Annotated in this window: 21 protein-coding genes; 10 read left to right on the forward strand and 11 right to left on the reverse strand. The window is 60.0% G+C overall.

Annotation, left to right across the window (positions count from 1 at the left end):
- From WBR57_RS05390 to WBR57_RS05405, 4 genes are all read right to left on the reverse strand, one after another.
- Positions 1–243, reverse strand: coding sequence for a MoaD/ThiS family protein (locus WBR57_RS05390; protein ID WP_424082824.1), 243 nt, complete (start codon positions 241–243; stop codon positions 1–3).
- A complete protein-coding gene (gene moaC, locus WBR57_RS05395; RefSeq protein ID WP_424082826.1) occupies positions 240–713 on the reverse strand; it encodes a cyclic pyranopterin monophosphate synthase MoaC in 474 nt (157 codons plus the stop codon). The genes WBR57_RS05390 and moaC overlap by 4 nt, the downstream gene beginning before the upstream one ends.
- 73 nt (positions 714–786) lie before the next feature.
- Complete coding sequence (locus tag WBR57_RS05400; RefSeq protein WP_424082828.1) at positions 787–2,181, reverse strand: PhoH family protein; 1,395 nt, start codon at positions 2,179–2,181, stop codon at positions 787–789.
- A 339-nt stretch (positions 2,182–2,520) separates the two neighbouring features.
- The gene (locus WBR57_RS05405; protein WP_424082830.1) at positions 2,521–3,645 is read right to left on the reverse strand and encodes a polysaccharide deacetylase family protein; all 1,125 of its coding nucleotides are present in this window, start codon (positions 3,643–3,645) and stop codon (positions 2,521–2,523) included.
- Positions 3,646–3,883: 238 nt separating this feature from the next.
- On the opposite strand from WBR57_RS05405, the gene WBR57_RS05410 reads away from it, so the two are divergent.
- The 6 genes from WBR57_RS05410 to poxB all read left to right on the forward strand — a co-directional run bounded on the left by WBR57_RS05410 (position 3,884) and on the right by poxB (position 14,468).
- Positions 3,884–5,821 carry a type VI secretion system Vgr family protein gene (locus WBR57_RS05410; RefSeq protein ID WP_424082832.1) on the forward strand — a complete coding sequence of 646 codons (1,938 nt, stop codon included), beginning with the start codon at positions 3,884–3,886 and terminating at the stop codon, positions 5,819–5,821.
- A gap of 46 nt (positions 5,822–5,867) precedes the next feature.
- Positions 5,868–6,296, forward strand: a complete 429-nt coding sequence (locus WBR57_RS05415) for a DcrB-related protein (RefSeq protein ID WP_424082834.1) — start codon at positions 5,868–5,870, stop codon at positions 6,294–6,296.
- Positions 6,297–6,350: 54 nt separating this feature from the next.
- Complete coding sequence (locus WBR57_RS05420; protein WP_424082836.1) at positions 6,351–10,973, forward strand: RHS repeat-associated core domain-containing protein; 4,623 nt, start codon at positions 6,351–6,353, stop codon at positions 10,971–10,973.
- Entirely contained in the window at positions 10,970–11,530 is a 561-nt protein-coding gene (locus WBR57_RS05425; protein ID WP_424082838.1) for a hypothetical protein, read from the forward strand. Before WBR57_RS05420 ends, WBR57_RS05425 begins: the two co-directional genes overlap by 4 nt.
- 78 nt (positions 11,531–11,608) lie before the next feature.
- Positions 11,609–12,118: a hypothetical protein gene (locus WBR57_RS05430; RefSeq protein ID WP_424082840.1), complete on the forward strand. Its 510-nt coding sequence runs from the start codon at positions 11,609–11,611 to the stop codon at positions 12,116–12,118.
- A gap of 625 nt (positions 12,119–12,743) precedes the next feature.
- Entirely contained in the window at positions 12,744–14,468 is a 1,725-nt protein-coding gene (gene poxB / locus WBR57_RS05435; protein ID WP_424082842.1) for a ubiquinone-dependent pyruvate dehydrogenase, read from the forward strand.
- A gap of 111 nt (positions 14,469–14,579) precedes the next feature.
- Here poxB and WBR57_RS05440 read toward each other — a convergent pair whose 3' ends face one another.
- On the reverse strand, positions 14,580–15,137 hold the full coding sequence (locus WBR57_RS05440) for an NADPH-dependent FMN reductase (RefSeq protein WP_424082844.1): 558 nt from the start codon (positions 15,135–15,137) through the stop codon (positions 14,580–14,582).
- Positions 15,138–15,363: 226 nt separating this feature from the next.
- Here WBR57_RS05440 and WBR57_RS05445 point away from each other — a divergent pair, with 226 nt between their 5' ends.
- Entirely contained in the window at positions 15,364–15,600 is a 237-nt protein-coding gene (locus WBR57_RS05445; RefSeq protein ID WP_027606489.1) for a hypothetical protein, read from the forward strand.
- A 63-nt stretch (positions 15,601–15,663) separates the two neighbouring features.
- Here WBR57_RS05445 and WBR57_RS05450 read toward each other — a convergent pair whose 3' ends face one another.
- On the reverse strand, positions 15,664–16,008 hold the full coding sequence (locus WBR57_RS05450) for a hypothetical protein (protein WP_424082847.1): 345 nt from the start codon (positions 16,006–16,008) through the stop codon (positions 15,664–15,666).
- A 173-nt stretch (positions 16,009–16,181) separates the two neighbouring features.
- Between WBR57_RS05450 and WBR57_RS05455 the strand changes: the two genes are divergently transcribed.
- Entirely contained in the window at positions 16,182–17,075 is an 894-nt protein-coding gene (locus WBR57_RS05455; RefSeq protein WP_424082849.1) for a LysR substrate-binding domain-containing protein, read from the forward strand.
- Here WBR57_RS05455 and WBR57_RS05460 read toward each other — a convergent pair.
- The 5 genes from WBR57_RS05460 to WBR57_RS05480 all read right to left on the reverse strand — a co-directional run bounded on the left by WBR57_RS05460 (position 17,072) and on the right by WBR57_RS05480 (position 22,238).
- Positions 17,072–17,641 (reverse strand): GNAT family N-acetyltransferase, encoded by a 570-nt coding sequence (locus WBR57_RS05460; RefSeq protein ID WP_424082863.1) that lies wholly within the window; start codon positions 17,639–17,641, stop codon positions 17,072–17,074. The genes WBR57_RS05455 and WBR57_RS05460 overlap by 4 nt on opposite strands.
- Positions 17,642–17,664: 23 nt before the next feature.
- Complete coding sequence (locus tag WBR57_RS05465; RefSeq protein WP_424082851.1) at positions 17,665–19,920, reverse strand: Orn/Lys/Arg decarboxylase N-terminal domain-containing protein; 2,256 nt, start codon at positions 19,918–19,920, stop codon at positions 17,665–17,667.
- Positions 19,921–20,124: 204 nt separating this feature from the next.
- The gene (gene dnaQ, locus WBR57_RS05470; protein ID WP_424082865.1) at positions 20,125–20,865 is read right to left on the reverse strand and encodes a DNA polymerase III subunit epsilon; all 741 of its coding nucleotides are present in this window, start codon (positions 20,863–20,865) and stop codon (positions 20,125–20,127) included.
- Positions 20,866–20,935: 70 nt separating this feature from the next.
- Positions 20,936–21,388, reverse strand: coding sequence for a ribonuclease HI (rnhA, locus tag WBR57_RS05475; RefSeq protein WP_003173571.1), 453 nt, complete (start codon positions 21,386–21,388; stop codon positions 20,936–20,938).
- Between the two features lie 91 nt (positions 21,389–21,479).
- Complete coding sequence (locus WBR57_RS05480; protein ID WP_424082854.1) at positions 21,480–22,238, reverse strand: class I SAM-dependent methyltransferase; 759 nt, start codon at positions 22,236–22,238, stop codon at positions 21,480–21,482.
- 65 nt (positions 22,239–22,303) lie between these two features.
- Here WBR57_RS05480 and gloB point away from each other — a divergent pair, with 65 nt between their 5' ends.
- Together gloB and WBR57_RS05490 are read left to right on the forward strand one after the other, a co-directional pair.
- Positions 22,304–23,071 (forward strand): hydroxyacylglutathione hydrolase, encoded by a 768-nt coding sequence (gene gloB, locus WBR57_RS05485; protein WP_424082856.1) that lies wholly within the window; start codon positions 22,304–22,306, stop codon positions 23,069–23,071.
- A 98-nt stretch (positions 23,072–23,169) separates the two neighbouring features.
- Positions 23,170–24,579: a transglycosylase SLT domain-containing protein gene (locus tag WBR57_RS05490; protein WP_424082858.1), complete on the forward strand. Its 1,410-nt coding sequence runs from the start codon at positions 23,170–23,172 to the stop codon at positions 24,577–24,579.
- Positions 24,580–24,636 lie beyond the last annotated feature (57 nt).

Below are 24,636 nucleotides of genomic sequence, written 5' to 3' on the forward strand. Positions count from 1 at the left end.
TCAGCCTCCGGTCACGGGTGGGAAAAACGCCACTTCATCGCCCGCCTGCACCGGCTCATCGAGGCCGCACAGCTCCTCGTTGCGCGCGCACATCAGGCTGGTCTCGTTGAGCACCGCAAACGCCGGGTCACCGGCCAGCGCCAGGCGCACCGCATCGACGCTGGCGAATTCACCTTCCATCTCCAGCGAATCGAAGCCTGTCGCTTCGGCGTAACGTGCAAAAAACAGGACGTTGATGCTCATGCCTGGTCCGCCTTGAAGTGCCCACTTTTGCCGCCGAGTTTTTCCAGCAGGCGAATACTTTCGATGGTCATGCCACGGTCCACGGCCTTGCACATGTCGTAGATCGTCAGCGCGGCCACGCTGGCCGCAGTCAGCGCTTCCATCTCCACACCGGTCTGGCCGCTGAGCTTGCAGCGCGCCAGGATATGCACCGCGTCCGTCCCATCGGCGCTCAGCTCGACCTTGACGCCGGTGAGCATCAGCGGGTGGCACAGGGGGATCAGATCACTGGTTTTTTTCGCAGCCTGGATCCCGGCAATGCGGGCCACGGCAAACACGTCGCCCTTGGGGTGGGCGCCGTCGACAATCATTTTCAGGGTTTCGGGCAACATGCGCACCCGCGCTTCGGCCACGGCTTCACGGAACGTCACGGCTTTGTCGGTGACGTCGACCATGTGGGCGCGACCTTGGGAATCGAGATGAGTCAGCACAGGGATACTCCTGATCAGGAGCACCGATTGTAAACTATGTGGGAGGGGGCCTGCCCCTCCCACACTGAAGGGTTTACAGGTGGGATTCGGCGTATTCGGCCAGAATCGAACGAGGAACGCCCTGCAGCGCGATGTGCACGCCGTTCGGGAAATCCTTGAAGCGTTCCGTCAGGTAAGTCAGCCCGGAGCTGGTCGCGGACAGGTAAGGGGTGTCGATCTGTGCCAGGTTGCCCAGGCACACCACTTTGGAGCCGGCGCCGGCACGCGTGATGATGGTTTTCATCTGGTGCGGCGTCAGGTTCTGGCATTCATCGATCAAAATCAGGCTTTGCTGGAAGCTGCGACCTCGGATGTAGTTGAGGGATTTGAACTGCAACGGCACTTTGCTGAGGATGTAGTCGACGCTGCCATGGGTGTTTTCGTCATCCATGTGCAAGGCTTCGAGGTTGTCGGTGATCGCCCCCAGCCACGGCTCCATTTTTTCCGCCTCGGTGCCGGGCAGGAAGCCGATTTCCTGGTCCAGGCCCTGCACGCTGCGGGTGGCGATGATACGGCGATAGCGCTTGGTCACCATGGTCTGTTCGATGGCAGCGGCCAGGGCCAGGATGGTTTTCCCCGAGCCAGCGGCGCCGGTCAGGTTGACCAGGTGGATGTCCGGGTCGAGCAGCGCGTACAGCGCCAGGCTCTGGTAAATGTCACGCGGTTTCAGGCCCCAGGCTTCCTGGTGCAACAGGGGTTCCTGATGCAGGTCGAGAATCAGCAGCTTGTCGACCTGGATCTCTTTGATCCAGCCCACAAACCCCTGGTCGTCGATGATGAACTCGTTGATGTGCACGGCCGGCAGGTTGTCGATCAGCTGCACCTGGTGCCAGGTGCGGCCATGGTCCTGGCGGGTTTCGACCTTCGCGACACGGTCCCAGAACGAACCGGTCATGGTGTGATAGCCACGCGACAGCATCGACACGTCGTCGACCAACTGGTCGGTGCTGTAGTCCTCGGCAGCGATCCCACACGCTCGCGCCTTGAGGCGCATATTGATGTCTTTGGTCACCAGCACCAGGCGCAGATCCTTGTCGCGCGCGTGCAGGTCAATCAATTGATTGATGATTTTGTTGTCGTTCAGATTTTCCGGCAGCAGACTGTTGGGCTCGCTGCGCTTGCTCATCAGAATCGACAGCAAGCCCTTGGGCCCGCTTTTGCCACGCTGGATCGGCACACCGACTTCAACGTCCTCGGGGGACGCCTCGCCCAGCGTCTTGTCGATCAGGCGGATGGCCTGGCGACATTCGGCGGCAACGCTGTGATGCCCGCTTTTGAGTTTGTCGAGTTCCTCAAGCACGATCATGGGGATGGCGACGTGGTGTTCTTCGAAGTTAAGCAGTGCGTTTGGATCGTGGATCAGTACGTTGGTATCAAGCACATAAAGGATTGGCTGGTCGGAAGAAGGGTTACGTCCATGATCATCCATACTCGGTCACCTTTGTGGGAGCCAGTCGACGCAATACCTGGGCGGTGCTGCGCCTCGATTCGACCGCCGACTGCACCGGAGTGACGTCAAGTGCAGTGCCCACATGAGGAGTCTTGGAAGACGCCACCTGTGTTGCAGGTTTCGGCGATCTGACTTCGTAATACCGCAAAACCCATGACAGGAAAAAGCACTTTGACGCTTTTTTGAAGTTTATTTTTCAGGATGACGAATAGCACTAGCCGAGTGCCAGGGACCCCGTTAAAGTCGGAAGTCCGCCTGCATCGAAACACCGCGAAAAATCACCCCGAAAATCCCGTATCCCCAACAGGGCCGGGCATTTCATCGAAATGCTTCGCGGCAGTCCTGCCAACCCAAGCCACTCTGCGCCGTAGCCTGTAACAACAGCGGCAGAGCCACCCGCGCCTTGTCCTGGGTGTCGTGAAACACAATCACCCCTTTGCGCCACAATAGCATCAGCGTCAGCACCCGTTGCGCCGACTCGTCGGCCTTGAGTTTGCCCGGCTCGTCCTGGGAATCAATGTCCCACAACGCCACCTGCAAGCCCTGGGATTGGAAAAAGCCCTGGCTGTCGGCACGCCTCTGGCCGTAGGGCGGCCGGAACAGCGGCACATAGTTTTCCGGCATCAGGTTCTGCGCCAGCGCCGCACTGCGGGTGATTGAGCTCTGCCAGTCGACCCAATGGCTGTGGGAGCGGTACTGCCAGCCCTGGGTGCCCACGCACTGATCCTGGTAGAGCGCCTGCACGTCAGCGACCGAACTGCGCTCCACGCGGGTTTGCAGGCTGCTGCCGAGGGCAAAGAAGGTCGCGTTCATCTTTTGCTTGCGCAGGTAATCGGTGAGCCAGTCGGTATTGCCGCTGACCGGCGCGGGGCCGCCGTCGAAGGTCAGCAGGAACAGGCGATCATTGAGTTCATCACCGTTGCGTTCATGGTCGCCGAAGCGCGCGACTTCGCTGCTGATCTGCGGAAACAAGGCGGCTTTGCGCAACAACTCGTCCAGGTAGCGTTCGTGGAAATTGTGGCTCGGGCCGGCCCAGCCTATATAGAAGGAGTCTTCGCTGAGCTGGAACTTACCGGCCTGTTCACGCAGGTCATCCATGTTTTCCACCAGGTAGCAGAACGAGGCGTCTTCCTCGCAGCTCTGCTGGGCGAAGGTGTAGTTTTCCAGCAGGCGTTGCCAGAGCTGGCGGCGCAAGTCGTCGATGGCGGCGAGGTTAATGATCTTCAGGCCCAGGCGCTGCTTGAGCGCGGTTTCGTCCTGGTTTTCGCTGGCCAGCAGGCCGTGGGCGAACATCAGGATTTCCGCGCGTGAGGCGACATCGAACAGCGCGGGGCTGCTGAGTTTCTCCGGCCAGGTGCCACGGTCCAGGCTGGCTACATCTACCGGCGCCGCCTGGGCGTTCAAGCACAGCAGGCAAGCCGACAACAAAAGCGCTATTCGCACACGGGGTCTCCCTCTCCAGAGTCGTCGCGCACTATAGCCGATCATGATGGGACGGGATGGCGTTGCGTCAGGTTGAGCTCGAACTACTCCATCACGACAAAGACAGAAAAGTCCGACAGCTATTGCATTCGAATTGGTAAGAGCCCTCTGTATTTCCTCAGCACTATTGAAGCGCCAGATCATAGCTTCCTAGGATTGCGTCCGTCTCAACTGCCCTGACGCATCACAAGGAAGTCCCATGCCCCGTCAAAGCGACCTGCGCTACACCTTCGAACCGCTGCGGGGCGATCCCTTCGAAGTGGTCTCGTTCACCCTTCAAGAAGGTCTGTCCCAGCCGTTCAAACTCGAACTGGAGCTGGTCAGTCACCACCAGGCCATCGACTTCTACCGCATGCTCGACCTGGCGGCGGTGTTCACCATTTGGCGCAACGACACCCCGGTGCGCTACGTCCACGGCCTGGTCAGCCTGTTCCAGCAGGGCGATACCGGCTTTCGCCGCACCCGCTACACCGCTGTGGTCGAGCCGACCCTCAAGCGTTTCGACCTGCGCTCCAATTGGCGCATTTTCCAGGGCCAGACGGTGCCCGAGATCATCTCCTGCATGCTCGCCGAGCAGAAGCTGACGGACCTGCGCAGCGAAATCTGCTTCGAGCACCAACCTCGCGAATACTGCGTGCAGGCCGGCGAAACCGACCTCGACTTCATCGCCCGCCTGGCGGCCGAAGAAGGCCTGCTCTACACCTTCGAGCACCGCGCCGACGGCCACACCCTGGTCCTCACCGACCGCGTCGGCGGCCTGGGCACCATCGGTACGCATACCGATTGCCCGGTGATCTACCAACCCATGAGTGGCGGCGACGCCTTGGAACCGGCACTGAACCGCTTTCACTACACCGAACAGGTGCGTACCGCCATGCAGGTGCAGCGCGACTACACCTTCACCCACCCGCGCTACAACCAGCAGCACACCGCCACCGGCGATCAGGACCTGAACAACCAGCACAAAGATTACGAACGCTACGACTACCCCGGTCGCTACAAGCGCGATATCGCCGGCAAACCTTTTACCAAAACGCGTCTGACCGCCCTGCGCAACGACGCCAAGCTGGCCCATCTGGAAGGTGACGATGAACGCCTGCAACCGGGGCTGGCGTTCGACCTCAACGACCACCCGCGCGAGGACTTCAATGACCGCTGGCGCACCATCGCCATCAGGCACGAAGGCAAGCAACACACCAGCTTGCAGGAAGAATCGTTTGGTAGCGGCCTCGGCACCTCTTACACGTTGAAAGCCAGCGCCATCCGCTGGACCTCCGACTGGAAAGCCCCGCTGCGTCCCAAACCCTGCATCGACGGCCCGCAGATCGCCACGGTGGTCGGCCCGCCGGGTGAGGAGATTTATTGCGATGAATGGGGCCGGGTCAAGGTGCAGTTCCCGTGGGATCGCTCGGACAAAAACAACGACCAGAGTTCGTGCTGGATTCGCGTGGCTCAAGGCTGGGCCGGTGCGACCTGGGGCGCCATGGCCGTGCCACGGGTGAATCACGAACTGATCATAAGCTTTTTGGATGGAGATCCTGACCAGCCGATCGCCACGGGCCGCACCTACCGCCAAACCAATCTGCCGCCCTACGAGCTGCCCAAACACAAGACGCGGATGACCATCAAGAGCCGCACCCATAAGGGCTCGGGCTTCAATGAGCTGCGGTTTGAGGATGAGCTGGGCCAGGAGGAGGTGTTTATCCATGCCCAGAAAGACCAGGGCACCGTGGTCAAGCACAACCAGTCCCAATCGATTGGCGCTGACCGAACCAGCCGAGTCGGCCAGGACGAGACCATCACCGTGGGCCGCACGCGCGTGCGGGTGGTAAAGGCCAACGACACCCTGAAAGTAGGGGGTAGCAAAAGTGACGCCGTCGCTAACGAATACACCGTCGAAGTGGGCAGCGCGTTACGCCTGAAATGCGGCAAGACGGTGATCGAGTTGCAGGCCAACGGCACGCTGAACATCACCTGCGAGAACTTCAATATCACCGGGCTGAAGTCCGGCCAGATCAACACCCCCGACGGCATGCTGGATCTCAATGTGGAAGGCGGCAGCGCTGCCACTGCCGCCGACGGGCGAGATGCCAGTGCGCTCCGGGACGAAGCCGATGGCCACTTTCAGCAAGACTGAGACCGTGGATGACTGACCTGTACTTCTCCAAACAAGGAACACCTGAATGGCCGAATACCTGACCCAGGACCTCACCGTAGACCTCGGCGATGAAATGCCTGAAGACACGACATTGAACATGCTGCAATTTCGCGAGCGGCAAACCACTTTGGTGATTGCCCGCAGCGCATTGCCTGCTCAGCAGACGTTAGATGAGGCCTACACCTTTCAACTTGATTTGCTGCGCAAACGGCTTAATGCGTTGACCTGCACCGACGCAGTAACCGTTTTGATTGGGAAAGACAAGCAAGTCGAAGGCCGTGAAGCAGCCCTCAAGTTCACGCACGCAAATCAGCCCATGTACCAGCTTCAGTTGGCCTGCCAACTGCCTGGGCAACAACGCCTGCTGGTCCTCAACTACAGCAAACACAGCTCGCTGACCGAAGCAGATATCAGCCATTGGCGCGCGATCAAAGACAGCCTGCACTTTGCCTGATCAGGCCACTCACCGCATTTGCATACACGCCAGTTCAGCAAGGAGCACACAGTAATGGCGCAAAACGTACACGCCGCCAGGGAAGGAGACGCGATCCTTCATCCACCACTGGCTGCCGAGCTGATGAGTGCGTTGGCGGAAGCGGTTGTCTACGCCGCCGCTACCGCTCTCGTTGCGGCGGCTATCGCCGGCACCGTTGTCGCGGTTGTCGGCACGGGCGGTGCGGCGGCAGTGCTTGTCCCTGTGATTGCCGGAGCCCTGGTCGGCGGTGCCAGCATGATTCCCGTAGGCGATAAGAGCATCGGTGAAGCCATCACCGAAGGGTGTGATTCCCTTGCCAACAGCGTATTCCCGGCAGAGCCCTTTGGAAAAATCAAAAGCGGCTCGCAAAATACCCATGTCAACGGAAAGGCTGCTGCCCGGGCCGCAGGGCGCAGCTCGGGAGGTGGCGGCGCGGACGCGTCCGAAGAGGAGGCAGAACCGTCGTTTCTGGATAATGTCGGCGCAATGGCGATGACCGCCGCCCCCATGCTCCTTCCCGTGCTCGGCCTGGGCATGGCGATCTACGACATCTTCAACCCTCCCGTCACAACACCAGCAGCCCCAGGAACGGAGCCGGCGGAACAGGATAAGGTCACCTGCGAACGCCATCCCCCTATGCCCGAGACCTACATCGCGCAAGGGTCCAGCAAAGTATTCATCAACGGGCAGCCTGCCGCCCGAGCCGGTGACAAGACCACGTGCGATGCTGGTATCGACAGCGATGCCAATGTTTCCCCCAACGTTCGCATAGGTGGCGAGCCACTGACCGTGCGGGATATCCGCAATGGCAAAAGCAAGATTGCGCAGTTCACCGGCATGGTGGCCGGCATGTTGATTTCGCGCAAAATCAAGCTGCGGCCGCGACCGAAAGGTAGCCCCAAACCGTGGTGGCGCATTGGGGGATGCAAGGGCAACCCCGTGTTGGTCTCAACCGGCGGCAAAATTCTCGGAGGTCCCGAAGACCTCGACTTTACCCTGCCGGGCCTACTTCCCATCGAATGGGCCAGAGGTTACGACAGCAACGATCTGCGCCGCGACGGCCTGTTCGGCATGGGCTGGAGCCTGCCCTATGAAGTGGAAATCCTGCGCGTGCCCCATCCCGAGGGTGGCGAATTGTGGGTCTATGTCGACGAAGAAGGCACCCGCCTGGAACTGGGTCGGCTAAAGGCAGGTGATGCCTTTGTCAGCGTGCTGGACGGACTGGCGTTCTTTCAACTGGAAGACCGACAGACCGTGGTCGAAGACATCTACACCGGCCTCTATCAGGTCTTCCAGACCGACCCGCACAATCCAAAACGCTCACGTCTGAACAGGCTGGGCGATCGCAACCTGAATACGTTGGGGCTTCTCTACGATCAAACAGGGCGGCTGTACTGCATATGCGACGACGTGAGTAAAACCACCGTTCGGCTGAGTTATGACACGCAGCACCCGAAGCGGGTCAGCCAAGTGGATCGACTCTACATCAAGCTTGGCGATAATCCGCAGATCGAACACACCGAAGTCCTTGCCAGCTATCGCTATACCCTAAGCGGTCAGCTGCAGGACGTGCTCGATACCACCGGCCAGGTCCTGCGTAGCTTCACCTACACGGCGCAAGGCTACCTCGCTAGCCACACCTTACCCAGCGGCGCGATTCGGCAGTATCAATGGCAGCGCTTCGAAGTTCCCGCACAACGCCCTCAATCGATGCGCGCGGACGGCAGTGCCTGCAACTTTCCGCCCCTGCTCGAACCTCAGCCTGACCACGAGTGGCGCGTCATCCGCCATTGGGGCAGCGATGGCGAAGCGTATCGATTCGAATACGACCTGGAAAAAGGCGAGACCCACGTCACCGACAGCCTCGGTCGCCAAGACCATTACTACTGGGGGCCCTTCTACGAAATCTACAAACACATCGATCCCATGGGCCACTGTTGGCAGGAAGATGTGCTCAGTGGCCAACTGCTCAAGAGCATCGACCCGCAAGGCGGCGAATGGCGATACGGCTACGACGAACTCGGCCGCCTGATCGAGACCCGCGACCCACTGGGCCGCTGCGAACGGATCCGCTACACTCGCCACTGGGCGTTACCCCTGAGCGTCACCGATGGCGCCGGGCGCACCCAACGCTTCGATTATGACCGCCAGGGCAATCTGCTTTGGGAGCAAGATCCTCTCGGCCGAAAAACCCACTACCGGTATAGCGCCCAGGGCCAGGTCGATTGCATCACCGACCCGCTGGACAAGCACAAATACCTGCGCTGGAACGCCCATGGACAGTTACTCAGCTACCGCGACTGCTCCAACGCCGAGACCCACTACCGCTATGACCGGCGCGGCCAACTCAGCGAAACCGTCAACGCCCGCGGCGAGCACACTCATTACCGCTACGACGCCCGTGGTTATCTGATCGAAAGCGAACGCCCGGACGGCCGCATCGACCGCTACGACATCAACACCGCCGGCCAGCTGACCGCCTACACCGACCCGGCCCAACGCATCACCCGTCTGCGCTATGACCGCAGTGGCCGGCTGATCCAACGGGTTGACGCCCTCGGCCACAGCGTCGAGTTTGGCTATGACGCCTATGGTCGATTACAGCACCTGAGCAATGAAAACCACGAACGCTACCGCTTTGAGTGGGATGGGCTAGACCGCCTGCTGGCCCAGCAGGATCTGGATGGCAGCGGGCGTATTTACCAGTACAACCCGTTGGGCGAGGTCACGGGTATCTGCCATGTGCCTGCGCCGCTCGCGGAGCCTGATCTGGATGGCAAAGACAGCGCCGAACCGCACATCCCGCTGGAGCATCATTTTGAACGCGACGCCGTCGGCCGCTTGGTCCGTAAACGAACCGACGACGGCATCACCGAATATGCCTACGACAAGGCCGACAACCTGCTGGCGATCAGTTTTACCAGCAACCAAGGCAACCAGCAGCGGCTAGACTACAGCTATGACGCTCTCGGACAACTGCTTAGTGAGACCAACAGCGCCGGTCTGATGCAGTACAACTACGACGAGCTGGGCAACCTTGAAACCCTGACCCTGCCCGACCAACGTCAGCTCAACCACCTGTACTACGGCAGCGGCCATCTGCATCAGATCAACCTGGACGGGCGGGTGATCAGCGACTTCGAACGCGACCAATTGCATGAGGAGGTCATGCGCACCCAGGGCAGCCTGTTGACCCGCACGCGCTACGACTGCAATGGCCGCCTCAGCCAGAAAGCCCTGCACTATCAGCAGGTGGCCCGCGAGGTGCTGCCGCTGTTGCAGAAGGACTATCAGTACGATGCCAGCGACAACCTGGTGGCCGAGATACTGACCCAGACCCAGCGCCCAGGCACTAACCGCCCGAGCACAGCGGCCAATGACGACAGCCAGATTGGGCGATTTCACGACCGGGCAACAACCGGCAAGTCCTATCAAGGCAGCGCCCGCTATGGCTACAACCCCGTCGAGCAGATCCAGAGCGTGCACCGGGGCCCGTCTATCGAAAGCCTCAACTACGACGCGGCCGGTAACCTGTTCGATGGCTATCGGGTCAATGGCCTGATCAAGCACAACCGCGTGCATGTGTATCAGGACAAGCGTTATCGCTATGACCGCTTTGGGCGTCTGAGCGAAAAACGCATTGGCAGCAGCCGCATCCAGCGTTTTGAGTATGACGCCGAACACCGGCTGATCTGTATCCGCCAGAATCAGGGATCAATGGCCCAGCGCATCGTGTTCAACTACGACCCGCTGGGCCGGCGTATCAGCAAGCAGGTGTACAACGGCGACGCCAGCGAACCGAGCCACCGCACGCTGTTTCATTGGCAAGGCTTGCGGCTGCTGGAGGAGATGCAGGACGGTAGGCCCAGTCTTTACGTGTATGCAGATCCGGGCAGCTATGAACCGCTGGCGCGCATTGATGGCAGACCGGGCAGCGAGGCGATCTTCTACTTCCACACCAACCTGGCCGGGCTGCCGGAACAGCTCACCGACGCTGGCGGCAAGACGGTGTGGCACAGCGAGTACCAGGCTTGGGGCAGGACGCGGGATGAGTGGCATGATCAGCAGCCGGGGCGTGAGCAGAACCTGCGTTTTCAGGGCCAGTACCTTGACCGTGAAACCGGACTGCACTACAACACCTTCAGGTTTTTTGATCCGGATGTGGGGCGGTTTACTCAGCCGGATCCGATTGGGCTGTTGGGTGGCCTAAATCTCTATCAGTACGCGCCGAATCCGATTGGGTGGTTTGATCCACTCGGCTGGATGCCCTTTTGGAAACCTTTAAAACACGACGGGATGGGTCATCATCCGTTTCCGAGAGCACATGCCAACTCGCATAGTTATCCAGAGCTAGGCAGCAAACTAGACTCCCCTTCTTGGTATCCAAATAAAGTTGAAGGATCCGAAACACTACACAAAAAATTTCACGCAGAAATAAGCAAGCAAGGCGTTCCTTTTAGTAAAAAATTTGACGGAACGTCCAAAACCTTAATCAATAAAATAGCCAAAGCATATGAAGGTTTTCCTGAAAAAGGAATGTTAAAAATACCAAGAACGGGTGAAATACTGGCAAAAAATATTACAATCAGAGAAGCTTTCTTAAAAATAGTTGGCAAAGGCTCTAACCCCAAATCAGGCTCAGGATGCGACTTATGAAAACTGCAGCAACCATCTCACTGTATGAACCAGGGATAGTTCTATTTGATCCGATACAGCTTTCAAACTACTTAAAACCCTTAAAACTCGACCTCAAAGACGTTTTTGACTTTTTCATTAACAATGAAGACGCCGGAAAAAAAGCTGTTACTATGGGCATAGTATTTCCAATCTATGAAATCCCCGAAAGGGAGTATTCGATTTTTATAGAGCCCCCAGCCAACCCTATAACCCAAGGTGCAACTCAAGTATGCCACTACTCCAACCTACCTATAGAAATAATCTCTGGAATACTAATTACCGCCGATCTCAACGCCCTTATCGACTGGGATGAAACGTTCTTCACAAATTACCTAGAGAACTACAAAAACAAACTCGACAATAATGACTACCTACAAATCAAGCCTGGCCGCTACCGAATGGACATTTCAGGTTATACCAATTTGCCTAAGCCACTATCGAGCTACGGATACGAATTAAAACTGACCTTAACAGACACTCTACCAAAAATCAGCAATTACAAAGACGTCTCGGACTTCAACTTCTCAATGGATTGAAATCTTATCTATTGGGCGAGGAATACATCCCCCCTTACTACACCCGCTGCTGCACTCGAACGCGACGCCGTCGGCCGCTTGGTCCGTAAACGCACCGACGACGGCATCACCGAATATGCCTACGACAAGGCCGACAACCTGCTGGCGGTCAGTTTTAACAGCAACCAAGGCAACCAGCAGCGGCTCGACTACAGCTACGATGCCGTCGGCCAACTGCTGAGCGAGACCAACAGCGCCAGGGAGTTGGCCTTGCTGCTCGCCGACCACTGGCGCGAAAAACTCGGCCTGGCCCGCGAACAGACCCGCGCCGCGCTCGCTCACCCACGCATCGGCGTCACCGAACTGCACAGCGGCCAATGGATCGAACTGGGCGAACAACCCGATCTGTACCCCGTGGAAAATGGCGTGCTAGAACGGCCCATGCGCCTGAACAAACTGCTCAAGCCGATCCGCTACGACGACTTGGGCTTGCTGGGTTTCGGCCAATGGGACGGTGACCCCAATGAGCGCTTTACCGACGCCGACAGCCGACGCCGGATGGCCCGTTCGATACCGACAGTGATTGGCCAACGGCGGCATCGCGCCTGATCACACCCAAGCCGGCCTCCCCTGCTCAAACCTCTTAACCGCTGAACATCGTTGCGGGTCTGCTGTGCAATCAAGCCGGGTGGTGGCTTGTGCCAGGTTTGGCTGACTCGCGTCGCGAATTCAAGCAAGGACATATGCTGCCAACGCCTACCGGAGAGTCAGGTGACAGCCTGGCATTTTTGCAACGCGATCCCCCCAGAGCCCGGTCGTCCCGCCCACAGCAACGAACCCGCGCCACGCGCTGGCCGCTGGGAAATGGAGCGTGATCGCTGCGTGGATTGCACCGTCCAGTTGAATGCACGCCTGCCATTGCATGCAGGCAAAAGCGTTAGCTAGCTGTGAGCCGTAAGTGGTGCGCGCGCAGTGGTAACCCCTGTCCCTATCCAGGCCTAGGGGCGTACGACTACAAACTCGGCGCCGAGCAAGTATTTCGAATACGGGGCTCTGACGCCTCACGTTGACGGAGAGAAAGTCGTCTGGCGTTGGTCGGGGATGGTGCAAGCGTGAGTTGCCGATACCGCGCAACCATGACGCAATCTTCACATTAAAGGCGGAGCATTCGCCGTGATCGAACTGTCCCCTATTGATCAGCAATTTTTAAACTCACTGACGATTGGAGTTCTTCATGGCGAAAATCAACCTGGCCCAGCAATTGGCGACCACCCTTGAACAGGCGGGCATCAAGCGCATCTGGGGCCTGACCGGCGACAGCCTCAACGGCCTCACCGACGCCCTGCGCACCATGGACAGCATCGAGTGGATGCACGTGCGCCACGAAGAAGTGGCCGCCTTCGCCGCCGGTGCCGAGGCCGCCGCCACCGGTGAGTTGACGGTTTGTGCCGGCAGCTGCGGGCCGGGCAACCTGCACTTGATCAATGGCCTGTTCGACTGCCATCGCAACCATGTGCCGGTGCTGGCAATTGCCGCGCAGATCCCCTCGTCCGAGATTGGCCTGAACTACTTCCAGGAAACCCATCCCCAGGAGCTGTTCAAGGAGTGCAGCCACTTTATCGAACTGGTGAGCAACCCCGAGCAGATGCCCCAGGTGCTGCACCGCGCCATGCGCTCGGCGATCCTCAATCGCGGCGTGGCGGTGGTGGTGATTCCGGGGGATGTGTCGCTGCTCGAAGTCGAAGACAAGCTCAAACCATGGCCGGCCCTGCACGCGCCGCGCACCTTGCCGGCGGAACCAGACCTGCAGCGCCTGACCGACATCCTGCAAAGCAGCGAGAAAGTCACCCTGCTGTGCGGCAGCGGTTGCGCCGGCGCCCATGACCAGGTTGTTGCCCTGGCCGATACCCTCGGCGCGCCCGTGGTGCACGCCCTGCGCGGCAAGGAGCATGTGGAGTGGGACAACCCGTTCGACGTCGGCATGACCGGCCTGATTGGCTTCAGCTCCGGTTACCACGCGATGCTCGACTGCGACACGCTGATCATGCTCGGCACCGACTTCCCCTATCGCCAGTTCTACCCGACTGACGCAAAAATCATCCAGGTCGACCGCGACCCGCAAGCGCTGGGGCGACGCGCCACGCTGGACCTGGGCATCGCCGCCGATGTCAGCGAAACCATCGACGCCTTGCTGCCACGCCTGACCCGCAAGACTGATCGCAGCTTTCTCGAAACGTCCCTGAAGCATTACGAAAAAGCCCGCCAGGGCCTGGACGACCTGGCGCAGCCTTCCAAGGCTGACCGCCCGATTCACCCGCAATACGTGGCGCGCTTGCTCAGCGAACTGGCCGACGATGACGCCATCTTCACCGCCGACGTCGGCTCGCCGACCGTGTGGGCCGCGCGCTACCTGAAGATGAATGGCAAGCGTCGCCTGATCGGCTCGTTCAACCACGGCTCGATGGCCAATGCCATGCCCCAGGCCATCGGCGCGCAAGCGGCGTTCCCAGGCCGGCAGGTTATTTCGATGTCCGGCGACGGCGGCTTTGCGATGCTGATGGGCGATTTCATTTCATTGGCGCAATTGAATTTGCCGGTCAAAGTCATCGTGTTCGATAACTCGTCCCTGGGTTTTGTCGCCATGGAAATGAAAGCCGCGGGCTATCTGGATGCCGGCACCGAGCTGAAAAACCCGGACTTCGCCGCGATGTCCAACGCAATGGGCATCCTGGGCATTCGTGTGGAGCAATCCGAGGACCTGGAACCGGCGCTGCGCCGCGCACTGGCGCATAACGGCCCGGTGTTGGTGGACGTGGTGACTGCCACCCAGGAGCTGGTGATGCCGCCGACCATCAAGCTGGAACAGGCCAAGGGTTTCAGCCTGTACATGCTCAAGGCCGTGATGAGCGGGCGTGGCGATGAAGTGATCGAGCTGGCCCGCACCAACTGGTTGCGCTAACCCACCGGGGGAGCGGCTTGCTGGTGATAGGGGTGTGTCAGTCGACTAGGTGTCTGCTGAACCCCTGCCTTCGCGAGCAAGCCCGCTCCCATATTGGGTTTTATTGGCCTATCAGGCGCTCTGTTTTTCCACCCATTTTCCGTAGGCATCGATAAACGCCTGCAGGAACGGCCTGGTCTTTTCCGAGACCTTGCCCGACTCATCAAACACACTGCCCGCGCCGCCCAGGTAGGCTTCCGGCTGCTGCATGCACGGCACATCGAGGAACACCAGGGCCTGGCGCAAATGGTGGTTGGCGCCAAAACCGCCGATGGCGCCCGGCGACACGCTGATGATCGCCCCCGGCTTGCCACTCCAGGCGCTTTGCCCGTACGGGCGCGAACCCACGTCGATTGCATTCTTCAACGGGGCGGGCACCGAGCGGTTGTACTCCGGGGTCACGAACAGCACCGCGTCGGATGAACGTACTTGCTGACGGAAAGTACTGTACGCTGCCGGCGGTGTCGCACCGTCTATGTCTTCGTTGTAGAGCGGCAAATCGCCAATTTCCACGATGTTCAACTTCAGGTTGGCAGGGGCCAGTTCGGCCAGTGCCAGCGCGACCTTGCGGTTGATCGAGTCTTTTCTCAAGCTGCCAACCAGGACGGCAATCGTGTAGACCTTGCTCATTGGGGTTTCCCGACTTCTGACTAAAGGAGCCTGTAGTTATAGAGACTTCGCGGCGCGTTCACCAGAAGGTTTTGATAAACCGGCAAGCGTTTGCCTCGCACCTTGGCGCGTAGGAATCGTCTGTAAACATCAGCGAATTTTATTTTTTTCAATAGGTAAACTACCCCGCTCTGTGACGGTCTACAGAACCGCAAATCGAGTGTTTATCTCCAGAGGTTCTAAACAGATGGCAGCAGTACTAGTCGGACAGTTTCATGCCAGAGACGCAGAAGGACGCGTGTACTCGGTGCATGAGTTCCAGGAATCCAACCCGGCGCAAGGCGACCTGGCTGGCTCGGCCCCTACCACCACCTACAAGCTGGCCATTGGCGACCGCGTAGAGAAACTGGAAGGCGACGAGTTCAAACTGATCCAATCCGGGACCATTATCGTCCGCGAATCGCAAACTACCCTCGCTTCATAAGTCTGATCCCCCGCACGTACCTGCTCAGTCCTGGCCATTGACGGCATTGACTGGGCCGGGCGATCACGGCCTGCGGATCTCCGTCACTTCAAGCCCCGGCTCACCGTCCACCTGCTTGAGTGTCACCATCAACCTGCCCCGCTCGCCCTCCACCGCATACATCGAACGCTTATAGCCTGGCGTGGCGTATCCGGGATAGGCCACCACTTGCCTGACCAGCGTAACCCCCAGCACGGCGCCTACCTGCTCGCTCACCTGCTCCTGGGAGCGGATAAACGTTTGGAATGCGAGGGTTTCGGGCGTGATGTCGTCGTGTTCAAGCAAGAGATAAGCAGCCAAGCCAGCCACGGTCACCAGGACCAGCAGTTGCTTGGCCGTTACCCCGAGAAATGTCGAGGGTAGAGGCATGTTCAGACCAGACCTGTTTTTGTTGTATGAGCCGGTAGCCGGCAGTGGTCGTTGATGATCAGTGCAGCCATTCTAGTGAGGTCTGGGCTGAACACCAGTGCATCGCGCAGTCTTTTTTTCGCTTGCCGGCCTGTGCCATTGAATCCCCACCGCACTGCACATAGACTCCGGCCATGCGTTTACGTCATATCGAAGTGATTCAGGCCATCTTCCAGACCGGACACCTCGGCACCGCCGCCGAATGGTTGCAGCTTCCCGTGGGCGAGGTGGACGCGGCGCTCAAGGAGGCCGAACAGCAATTGGGTTTCATGCTGTTTGCGAGTGTGCGCGGGCGCTTGCAAGCGACGCGTGAGACCCAGGAGTTACAGGCCCAGATCGCCCATGTGTACGAGGCCCTGGAGCCGGTGCAACGCCTGGCCAGCCGCCTGAAACACCATCATGCCCCGACCCTGCGCGCCCTGTGCACGCCGCCCCTGGCCAACCAGTTGTTGCCGCAAAGCATTGCGCTGCTGCGCCGGCGCTTCCAGGACACACCGTGCAACCTGTCGAGCCAGCCGACCCGGGATATCGTCAAGAGCCTGCTGCTGCACGAGGCCGCCGTCGGCCTGAGCCTGCATGACCCGGAGCACCCGCAGATCCAGAGCAGTGTGCTGGCCCAGGGCAAATTGCAACTGCTGGCGCCCCACGGCTGGCTCAAGCCCAAGCAAAAGTACATTGCGCTGCAGGACCTGGCCGGGCAATCGATGATCGGCCTCGAAGGCCAAGACCCGCTCAGCCGCCAGTTGGACGCCAAGCTGCAAGCCTTGCGTCCGCTGCCGGTGGTGCAGACACGGGTGCAGACCTACCAGATGATGCGCAGCATGGTAGAAGCTGGAGAAGGCCTGGCGATTGTCGACCCTTTCACCGCATTCGGCGCGCGCGAGGCTGGGCTGGATGCGTGCCCGGTGTCGCCGCCGATCATGGTCAGCCTGTATGCGCTGACGCTCAAGGCGGGCGCTACCTCGCCGGCGCTGACTGCATTGCTGGAGATCGTCACGCAGAAGGCCGAAAACCTGCTGGTGCCTTAAGTTCTTTCGACGTCGGTCTTGAACAGCCGGTACCAGAAAATCGCCACTTCGCGGGTCTGCGGGTCAATGCCGCGATAGCGCAGGTGATCGATGCCGCCCATCACGTAGCCGCAACGCTCATATAAACGGCAGGCGCCGAGGTTGTTGTTCTGGGTTTCGAGCATCATGCCCGGCAGGTTTTTCTTGCGGCTCCAGAACTGCGCCACATCCAGCAACGCTTTCGCCACCCCGTGCCGACGCGCGGGCAGTGCCACCGCCAGCTCGTCAACGTGGGCAAAGCCGTTCCAGTTGGTGCTGACCACGATATGCCCTACCGCGCGGTCATCCAGGTACGCCATGAAGATCGCGCTGTCCGGCGCATCGCGAAAACTGGCGAATTCTTCAGGGTCGATGCCGTAGCACTTGCGGTACGGCAGGACCCGCTGCACCGGCCACTGATCGACCCGCGCGCCCATCTGCGGCTCGCCGTAGGCACTGACCTCAAAGCTGAAATCATTGCCCCACACGTAGGCATCAAAGCCTTCGTCGGCAACCCGTACACTGAGCCCCGGGTACTTCGGGTTCATTACCGCTTGTTGCATAAACATGTTTAACCCTTGATGCAATCGACGGTGTAACACCGACCATTGCCGTCGTCTTCGTGTTGCAAACCATGAACATCCGCGACAAAGCCGGGGAAACTGCTATCGAAGGTCCTGGCAAAGGCCAGGTAGTCGATAATCGAGCGCGTCGACTCGGTAAAGCGCTCGCCGGGCATGATCAACGGAATCCCCGGCGGATAAGGCACCAGCATCACGGCGGCGATACGCCCTGGCAAAGCATCGATGGACACCGCCTCGACTTCGCCCCGGACCAACTGGTCGTAGGCATCCGCCGGTTTCATGGCGATTTCCGGCAACACCGTGTACATCCGCTTGAGGTGTCTGGCGGTGGCGTTGCTACGGTAACAGCTATGCAGTTGATCGCACAGGTCGCGCAAACCCAGGCTTTGATAGCGCAAAGGGCCTTGGGCGAACACCGACGGCAAACAACTGGCCAGGCTGACATTCGCATCGTAGCTGCGCTTGAACTCCAGCAACTCGGTGAGCAAGGTACTCCATTTACCTTTGGTAATGCCCATGGAAAACAGCACGAGGAACGAATACAGCCCGGTCTTTTCCACCACCAGCCCACGCTCCCAGAGGAATTTGCTGACCACCGCCGCCGGAATCCCGCAATCGCTCAACGCGCCGCCGGCCGTGAGGCCGGGCATCACCAGCGTCACCTTGATCGGGTCCAGCAGCACGTAATCTTCGGCTACGTCACCAAAACCGTGCCAGTCATCCTGCGGCTGCAACAGCCAGTCGGCCGTCGCCACGCGGTCGATACCCGCTACCGAGGGCGGTTGCCAGATCGAAAACCACCAGTCTTCAGCGGCAATATGCTGGCGCAGATTGGCCAGGGCGCGGCGAAAACTCAGGGCCTCGTCGAACATTTCCTGCAACAGCGAGCGTCCTGCCGGGCCTTCCATCATCGCCGAAGCCACGTCCAGCGAGGCAATGATGTTGTATTGCGGCGAGGTCGAGATATGCATCATGAACGCTTCGTTGAAACGGTCACGGTCCAGCTGGCGGGCGCCGCCGTCCTGTACATGGATCATCGACGCCTGGCTGAACGCCGCCAGCAGCTTGTGCGTGGAATGCGTGGTGAACACCAGCGGGCTGTCCGGGGTGCGTGAGGTGCCCATGCCATAGCGCCCGGCGAAGAACTCGTGAAACGCCGCGTAGGCATACCAGGCCTCGTCAAAGTGCAACACCTCGACACTATTGCCCAATTGTTGCTTGATCAGCTCGGCGTTGTAGCACAAGCCGTCGTAGGTGGAGTTGGTCACCACCGCCAGCTTGACCTTCGGCGCGCGGCCGCGGGTCAGCGGGCTGGCCTGGATCTTGGCGCGGATCGACTCGGGGCTGAATTCGCTCAACGGGATCGGGCCGATGATCCCCAGCTCGTTGCGCTCCGGGCACAGGTACAGCGGGATAGCACCGGTCATGATGATCGAGTGCAACACCGACTTATGGCAATTGCGGTCCACCAGCACCAGGTCATCGCGCCCGACCATGGAGTGCCAGACGATCTTATTGGCGGTCGACGTGCCGTTGATCACGAAAAACGTATGGTCGGCGCCAAAATTGCGCGCGGCGCGGGCCTCGGCTTCGGCCAGTGGCCCGGTGTGATCGAGCAACGAGCCCAACTCGGGCACTGACACCGACAAATCCGAGCGCAGGGTGTTTTCCCCGAAGAACTGATGAAATGCCTGCCCCACCGGGCTTTTGCGATAGGCCACACCGCCGCCATGGCCGGGGGTGTGCCAGGAATAGTTGGAATCGGCGGTGTGCTGCACCAGCGCCTTGAAAAACGGCGGCAACAGGCCGTCCAGGTATGCGCGCGCAGCACGCGCCACTTGGCGGGCGAGAAACGGCACGGTGTCTTCGAACAGATAAAGAATGCCGCGCAGTTGGTTGAGTTCGCTCATGGCGTCGGCCGGCGCGTTTTCCAGGGTGACTTGCTCACCCAGGGCAAAGATCGGCAGGTTGGGTGCCCGCACCCGCGCCAGGCGGATCAGTTCGACCATGTTTTGCAGCAGGTGGGTGTTTTCGCCGGCGCCTTCGGCGGCAATCAGCATGCACGCGAGGCCATGGTGGGTAGCGGCCACCAGCCGGCCTTCGGCGTAGTTGACTGCTTCGATGATACTGAAGCCTTCCTGTTCCAGTTCCCGGGCGATGCCTCGAACCCGGTCACCGGCAACGGTGTCGGCCTTGATGTCGCGGTGCACAATCAGAACGGGGAACTTCAGGTCTTTGTACATGAGTGCTTTTTAGTCCTGAGGGCTATGCACTCAGGGTAGAAGCTGGGATGGAATGTGGCGAATGAAGATTTTAAAGGACAACTCAAATCAACTGTGGGAGCGGGCTTGCTCGCGAATGCGGCGGTTCAGTCGAGTCATCCGTTGACTGATACTGCCCATTCGCGAGCCAGCCCGCTCGCACATTTTTTACCGTGCCAGGCAGGGTTATTGTTGGGTCAATTGGGACCACAACGCCGGCGCGCCCGCCGACTTGGCAATCGCCTCCAACCGCGCCGCATGCTCAGCCAGATCCTGCTCACTGGCACGGATGATCGCGGTGGGCTTGCGGTCTGCCGGCAAACGACGGATTTCCGAAGCACGGTTGCCCGAACCCTCCGCCGAGCCGCTGCCGTCGGACGCATTCCCCGCCAGGGACAGGCTGGTCTGCCCGCCCGTCATGGTCAGGTAAACGTCGGCGAGAATCTCGGAGTCGAGCAAGGCGCCGTGCAGTTCACGGCCGGAGTTGTCCACGCCATAGCGTTTGCACAAGGCATCGAGGCTGTTGCGCTGGCCCGGGTGACGCTCGCGGGCCATCATCAAGGTGTCGAGGATCGAGCAGTGCTTGGAAATGTCAGCGCGATCGGTCTGCCCCATCAGGGCAAATTCGTTATTGATGAAGCCGACGTCGAACGCCGCGTTATGGATGATCAGCTGGGCGCCGTTGATGAATTCGAAAAATTCGTCCGCCACTTCGGCGAAGCGCGGCTTGCCCTTGAGGAATTCGTCGGTGATGCCGTGGACGCCGATCGCGCCCTCGTCACTGTCACGGTCCGGTTGCAGGTACACGTGGAAGTGGCGGCCGGTAAGACGCCGACCCATCAGTTCGACACAGCCGATTTCAATGATCCGGTGGCCGTCGGTCACCGGCATGCCGGTGGTTTCGGTATCGAGTACAACAGATCGGATGGCCATCAGGGTTCAGCTCTCAACGGTGTGGTGTATGCCAAAGGGCGCGATGTTAACACGTGAGCAGGCATCAGCTCTGCTTGTAGCCGCGCACTTCGTCCACGCCGCGGTTGGCCAGTTGGTCGGCGCGCTCGTTACCCGGATGGCCGATGTGCCCACGCACCCATTTCCAGGTGATGTCATGGCGATTGCATTGTTCATCGAGCAGTTGCCACAAGTCGGCGTTCTTGACCGGCTCCTTGGCCGCCGTCTTCCAGCCGCGTTTCTTCCAGTTGACCATCCACTCGTTGATGCCCTTCATCACGTATTGCGAGTCGGTGACCAGCAGCACGTTGCAGCGGCGCTTGAGTTCTTCCAGGCCGCGAATGGCACCCATCAGCTCCATGCGGTTGTTGGTGGTGTTGGCTTCGCCGCCCCACAACTCTTTCTCCACGCCCTTGCACACCAGCAACGCGCCCCAGCCGCCAGGGCCCGGGTTGCCCTTGCAGGCGCCATCGGTGAAGAGTTCTACGCTATCGGTCATCGGTTGCATCCATCAAAACGGGCTGCCGGCCATTGGCCGACAGAATCCCGAGGCCACGCGAGTCGGCCTGAAATCAAAAAATTAGGTGTTATTACGGTTCACTTTGCTTGCGGTTGACCTTGGCCATCGGCATCGGCACCAGCTTGCCCATGGGCTGGCGCTGTACCTGGCGCACGGGCCGCAAGCCCACCACGATTTTACGCGCGACTAATAAATAGAAGCCGCCACCCGACAGTTGCCAGGCACCCGCTCGGCGCTCCCAGCCGGCCAGGCGGCCTTGCCATCTGGTCGAGGCAAGCGGCGGACGATAGCACCCGAAGCGGCGTTTCTCCAGCGCGAAGCCCAGCAGGTTCAGCCAGTCGCCTACCCGCGACGGCGAAATGCAACGCGCCTGGCGCAGGCCGTCATGGGCGAACACATGGCGCAGCCCCCACGTGCTCCAGGGGTTGATGCCGATAATCAGCAAATGGCCACCAGGGCGCACGCTGCTCGCGGCTTCGCGCAGCAGACCATGGGGCGAGAGGCAGAAATCCAGGCCATGCTGCAACACCACCACATCGGCGGCATGCTCGCTCAAGGGCCAGGCCTGCTCCTCGCACACGATCTCCACCCCCGGCAATGGCGCCCCCAGGCGCACATTGCGTTGCACCTGCGGTGCAGCGGGCGGTGTCTGGGCCGACGGGCCGTAATGCACCAGGTAGCCACCAAAGAACCGCCCCAGCTCGTCTTCGAGCATGCGCCGCTCTTCATCCAGCAAAAATTGCCCGATCGGCCCGGACAGCCATTCGCGGGCTGCGCTGATCAGGGCCAGCCACTCAGGATCGGCCTGGGCGAACGCTTTATCAGTCATTGCATTCTCCAACTCGCCTAGACGTTCTAAGATGCACCAATGTGTTCAGCTTGGCGAATCGAAGAATGATACAGATCAGTGCCCTGCCCGCCTTCACCGATAACTACATCTGGTTGTTACAGGACCCCCACACCCACCGCGTCGCGGTGGTCGACCCCGGCGATGCCGCGCCGGTGCTGGCGTGGCTCGAACAGAACCCGCAGTGGCGCCTCAGCGACATCCTGGTCACGCACCATCACTCTGATCATGTGGGCGGTGTCGAGCCACTCAAAAACGCAACCGGGGCCAAGGTCTACGGCCCGGCGAATGAAAAGATCCCCGCGCGGGACGTGGCCCTGCAGGATAACGACCGCATCAGCGTGCTGGGCTGGGATTTCGACGTCTATGCCGTGCCCGGCCACACCCTGGGCCATATCGCCTTTTATCACCAGGGCGTGCTGCTGTGTGGCGACACCCTGTTCGCGGCCGGTTGCGGGCGCCTGTTCGAAGGCACGCCGGAGCAGATGCACGCCTCGCTCGAGCGCCTGGCGGCCCTGCCCGCCGATACGCTGGTGTACTGCACCCACGAATACACACAAAGTAACCTCAAGTTTGCCCAAGCGGTGGAACCGCACAATGCGGATATCGCCAAACGGGTGGAACACGTCAACCAGCAACGGGCCCGCGGCGAGATGACACTGCCCTCCAACCTGGCCCTGGAAAAACGTACTAACCCTTTTCTGCGCACCGCTGAAACATCCGTTAAAGAAAAAGCGGACGAACGGAATGGCCGCGACAACCGCTCTGGGGCCGAGGTGTTTGCCAGTTTGAGGGCGTGGAAAGATAAGTTCTAACAGGATGCAATCTGATACGAAATTTCTGAATGGTTGACCGGAACCAAAGTGCTTTCTAGAATCGCCCGACATTTTTGCCCGGAACTAACTTCCAGCCAATGTCGTCATCTATTCGTACATCCAACCATTCAGACGCATTGACCCGCCTGGCTCAAGCCGTGGCGGTGGCCGTGTCCGCGACTCTGGCGGGCTGCCAATCGACAAATTTCGCTGCACAATCCACCGTGCAACCCAAACCCAATCTTGCCGCCAAGATCAAGCAAAAACCGGTTATCTGGCTTTCAGAGAAGCCCAGCCCCGAAGTCCCTCAGGATGTCTGGGAACGCATGCGACGGGGCTTTCAATTGCAGGAAGGGCTGGGCGTCAACCCGCGCATCGAGCAACAGCGCTTGTGGTTCGCCAGCAACCCCTCTTTCCTGGAGAACGCCGGAGAACGCGGCAGCCTCTACATTCATTACATCGTCGAACGCCTTGAAGAGCGCAACATGCCCCTGGAGCTGGCGCTGCTGCCAGTGATTGAAAGTGCCTACAACCCAATGGCCTATTCGCGCAGCGATGCGGTCGGCCTGTGGCAGTTCATCCCCTCCACCGGACGCTACTTCAACCTGCGCCAGACCCGCGCCTACGACGGCCGCCGCGATATCACCGCCTCCACCACCGCCGCCCTGGACTATCTGACCCGTCTGCACGACATGTTCAACGGCGACTGGCTGTTGGCGCTGGCCGCCTATAATGCCGGCGAAGGCACAGTCAGCCGGGCTATCGAGCGCAACGAGAAGCTCGGCCTGCCCACCGACTACTGGAACCTGCCCCTGCCCCAGGAAACCAAGGACTACGTGCCCAAGTTCCTGGCGCTGTCCCAAGTAGTGCTGGCCCCCGAGGCCTATGGCGTCAACCTGAACCCGATTGCCAACACGCCGTACTTCGAAGTGGTTGAAGTCAAGCAGAGCATGGACCTGTCCCGGGTCGCCGCGCTGGCCGAAATCGACGAAGACGAACTGTTCCAGCTCAACCCGGCCCTCAAACAACGCACCACCCTGGACGGCCCGCAGCATTTGCTGGTGCCGAGCTCCAAGGCGCAACTGCTCACCAGCAGCCTTTCGGCGATGAAGCCTGAAGAATTGCTGGCGATGCGCCCGAAAAAGCCGGTGTTCGACGAAGTCGAGACCGCGCGAGTGGCCGGGCGTGCCCGCAGCTACAAGGTGCGCAATGGCGACAACCTCACCTTGATCGCCAAGGCGAACAAGGTCGACGTGCATGACCTGCAACGCTGGAACAAGCTTAACGGCCAGGCCCTCAAGGTCGGCCAGACGCTGGTGATGCAGGACACCCGCCGCGCAGTCGCCAGCAGCAAGAAGCCGGTGCAATACAAAATCAAGAAAGGCGACTCGCTGTACACCGTCGCCAAGCGCTTCAACGTCGAGATGCAACACCTCAAGCGTTGGAACCCACGCACCGGCCAGGCATTGAAGCCTGGGCAGATGCTGGTGGTTTCCGGGCCGCGCTGAGGTTTCTGGAACACTGAGGAACCCAGGTGGGAGGGGGCTTGCCCCCGATAGCGGTAG

This window comes from Pseudomonas sp., assembly GCF_049590575.1.
Classification (GTDB): domain Bacteria; phylum Pseudomonadota; class Gammaproteobacteria; order Pseudomonadales; family Pseudomonadaceae; genus Aquipseudomonas.

What these genes read in the sequence shown, in the direction of transcription:
- WBR57_RS05390 (WP_424082824.1), bottom strand. Translation starts at nt 243, where the DNA reads ATGAGCATCAACGTCCTGTTTTTTGCACGTTACGCCGAAGCGACAGGC.
- WBR57_RS05400 (WP_424082828.1), bottom strand. Translation starts at nt 2,181, where the DNA reads ATGGATGATCATGGACGTAACCCTTCTTCCGACCAGCCAATCCTTTAT.
- WBR57_RS05410 (WP_424082832.1), top strand. Translation starts at nt 3,884, where the DNA reads ATGCCCCGTCAAAGCGACCTGCGCTACACCTTCGAACCGCTGCGGGGC.
- WBR57_RS05415 (WP_424082834.1), top strand. Translation starts at nt 5,868, where the DNA reads ATGGCCGAATACCTGACCCAGGACCTCACCGTAGACCTCGGCGATGAA.
- WBR57_RS05420 (WP_424082836.1), top strand. Translation starts at nt 6,351, where the DNA reads ATGGCGCAAAACGTACACGCCGCCAGGGAAGGAGACGCGATCCTTCAT.
- WBR57_RS05425 (WP_424082838.1), top strand. Translation starts at nt 10,970, where the DNA reads ATGAAAACTGCAGCAACCATCTCACTGTATGAACCAGGGATAGTTCTA.
- poxB (WP_424082842.1), top strand. Translation starts at nt 12,744, where the DNA reads ATGGCGAAAATCAACCTGGCCCAGCAATTGGCGACCACCCTTGAACAG.
- WBR57_RS05440 (WP_424082844.1), bottom strand. Translation starts at nt 15,137, where the DNA reads ATGAGCAAGGTCTACACGATTGCCGTCCTGGTTGGCAGCTTGAGAAAA.
- WBR57_RS05445 (WP_027606489.1), top strand. Translation starts at nt 15,364, where the DNA reads ATGGCAGCAGTACTAGTCGGACAGTTTCATGCCAGAGACGCAGAAGGA.
- WBR57_RS05450 (WP_424082847.1), bottom strand. Translation starts at nt 16,008, where the DNA reads ATGCCTCTACCCTCGACATTTCTCGGGGTAACGGCCAAGCAACTGCTG.
- WBR57_RS05455 (WP_424082849.1), top strand. Translation starts at nt 16,182, where the DNA reads ATGCGTTTACGTCATATCGAAGTGATTCAGGCCATCTTCCAGACCGGA.
- WBR57_RS05460 (WP_424082863.1), bottom strand. Translation starts at nt 17,641, where the DNA reads ATGAACCCGAAGTACCCGGGGCTCAGTGTACGGGTTGCCGACGAAGGC.
- WBR57_RS05465 (WP_424082851.1), bottom strand. Translation starts at nt 19,920, where the DNA reads ATGTACAAAGACCTGAAGTTCCCCGTTCTGATTGTGCACCGCGACATC.
- rnhA (WP_003173571.1), bottom strand. Translation starts at nt 21,388, where the DNA reads ATGACCGATAGCGTAGAACTCTTCACCGATGGCGCCTGCAAGGGCAAC.
- WBR57_RS05480 (WP_424082854.1), bottom strand. Translation starts at nt 22,238, where the DNA reads ATGACTGATAAAGCGTTCGCCCAGGCCGATCCTGAGTGGCTGGCCCTG.
- gloB (WP_424082856.1), top strand. Translation starts at nt 22,304, where the DNA reads ATGATACAGATCAGTGCCCTGCCCGCCTTCACCGATAACTACATCTGG.
- WBR57_RS05490 (WP_424082858.1), top strand. Translation starts at nt 23,170, where the DNA reads ATGTCGTCATCTATTCGTACATCCAACCATTCAGACGCATTGACCCGC.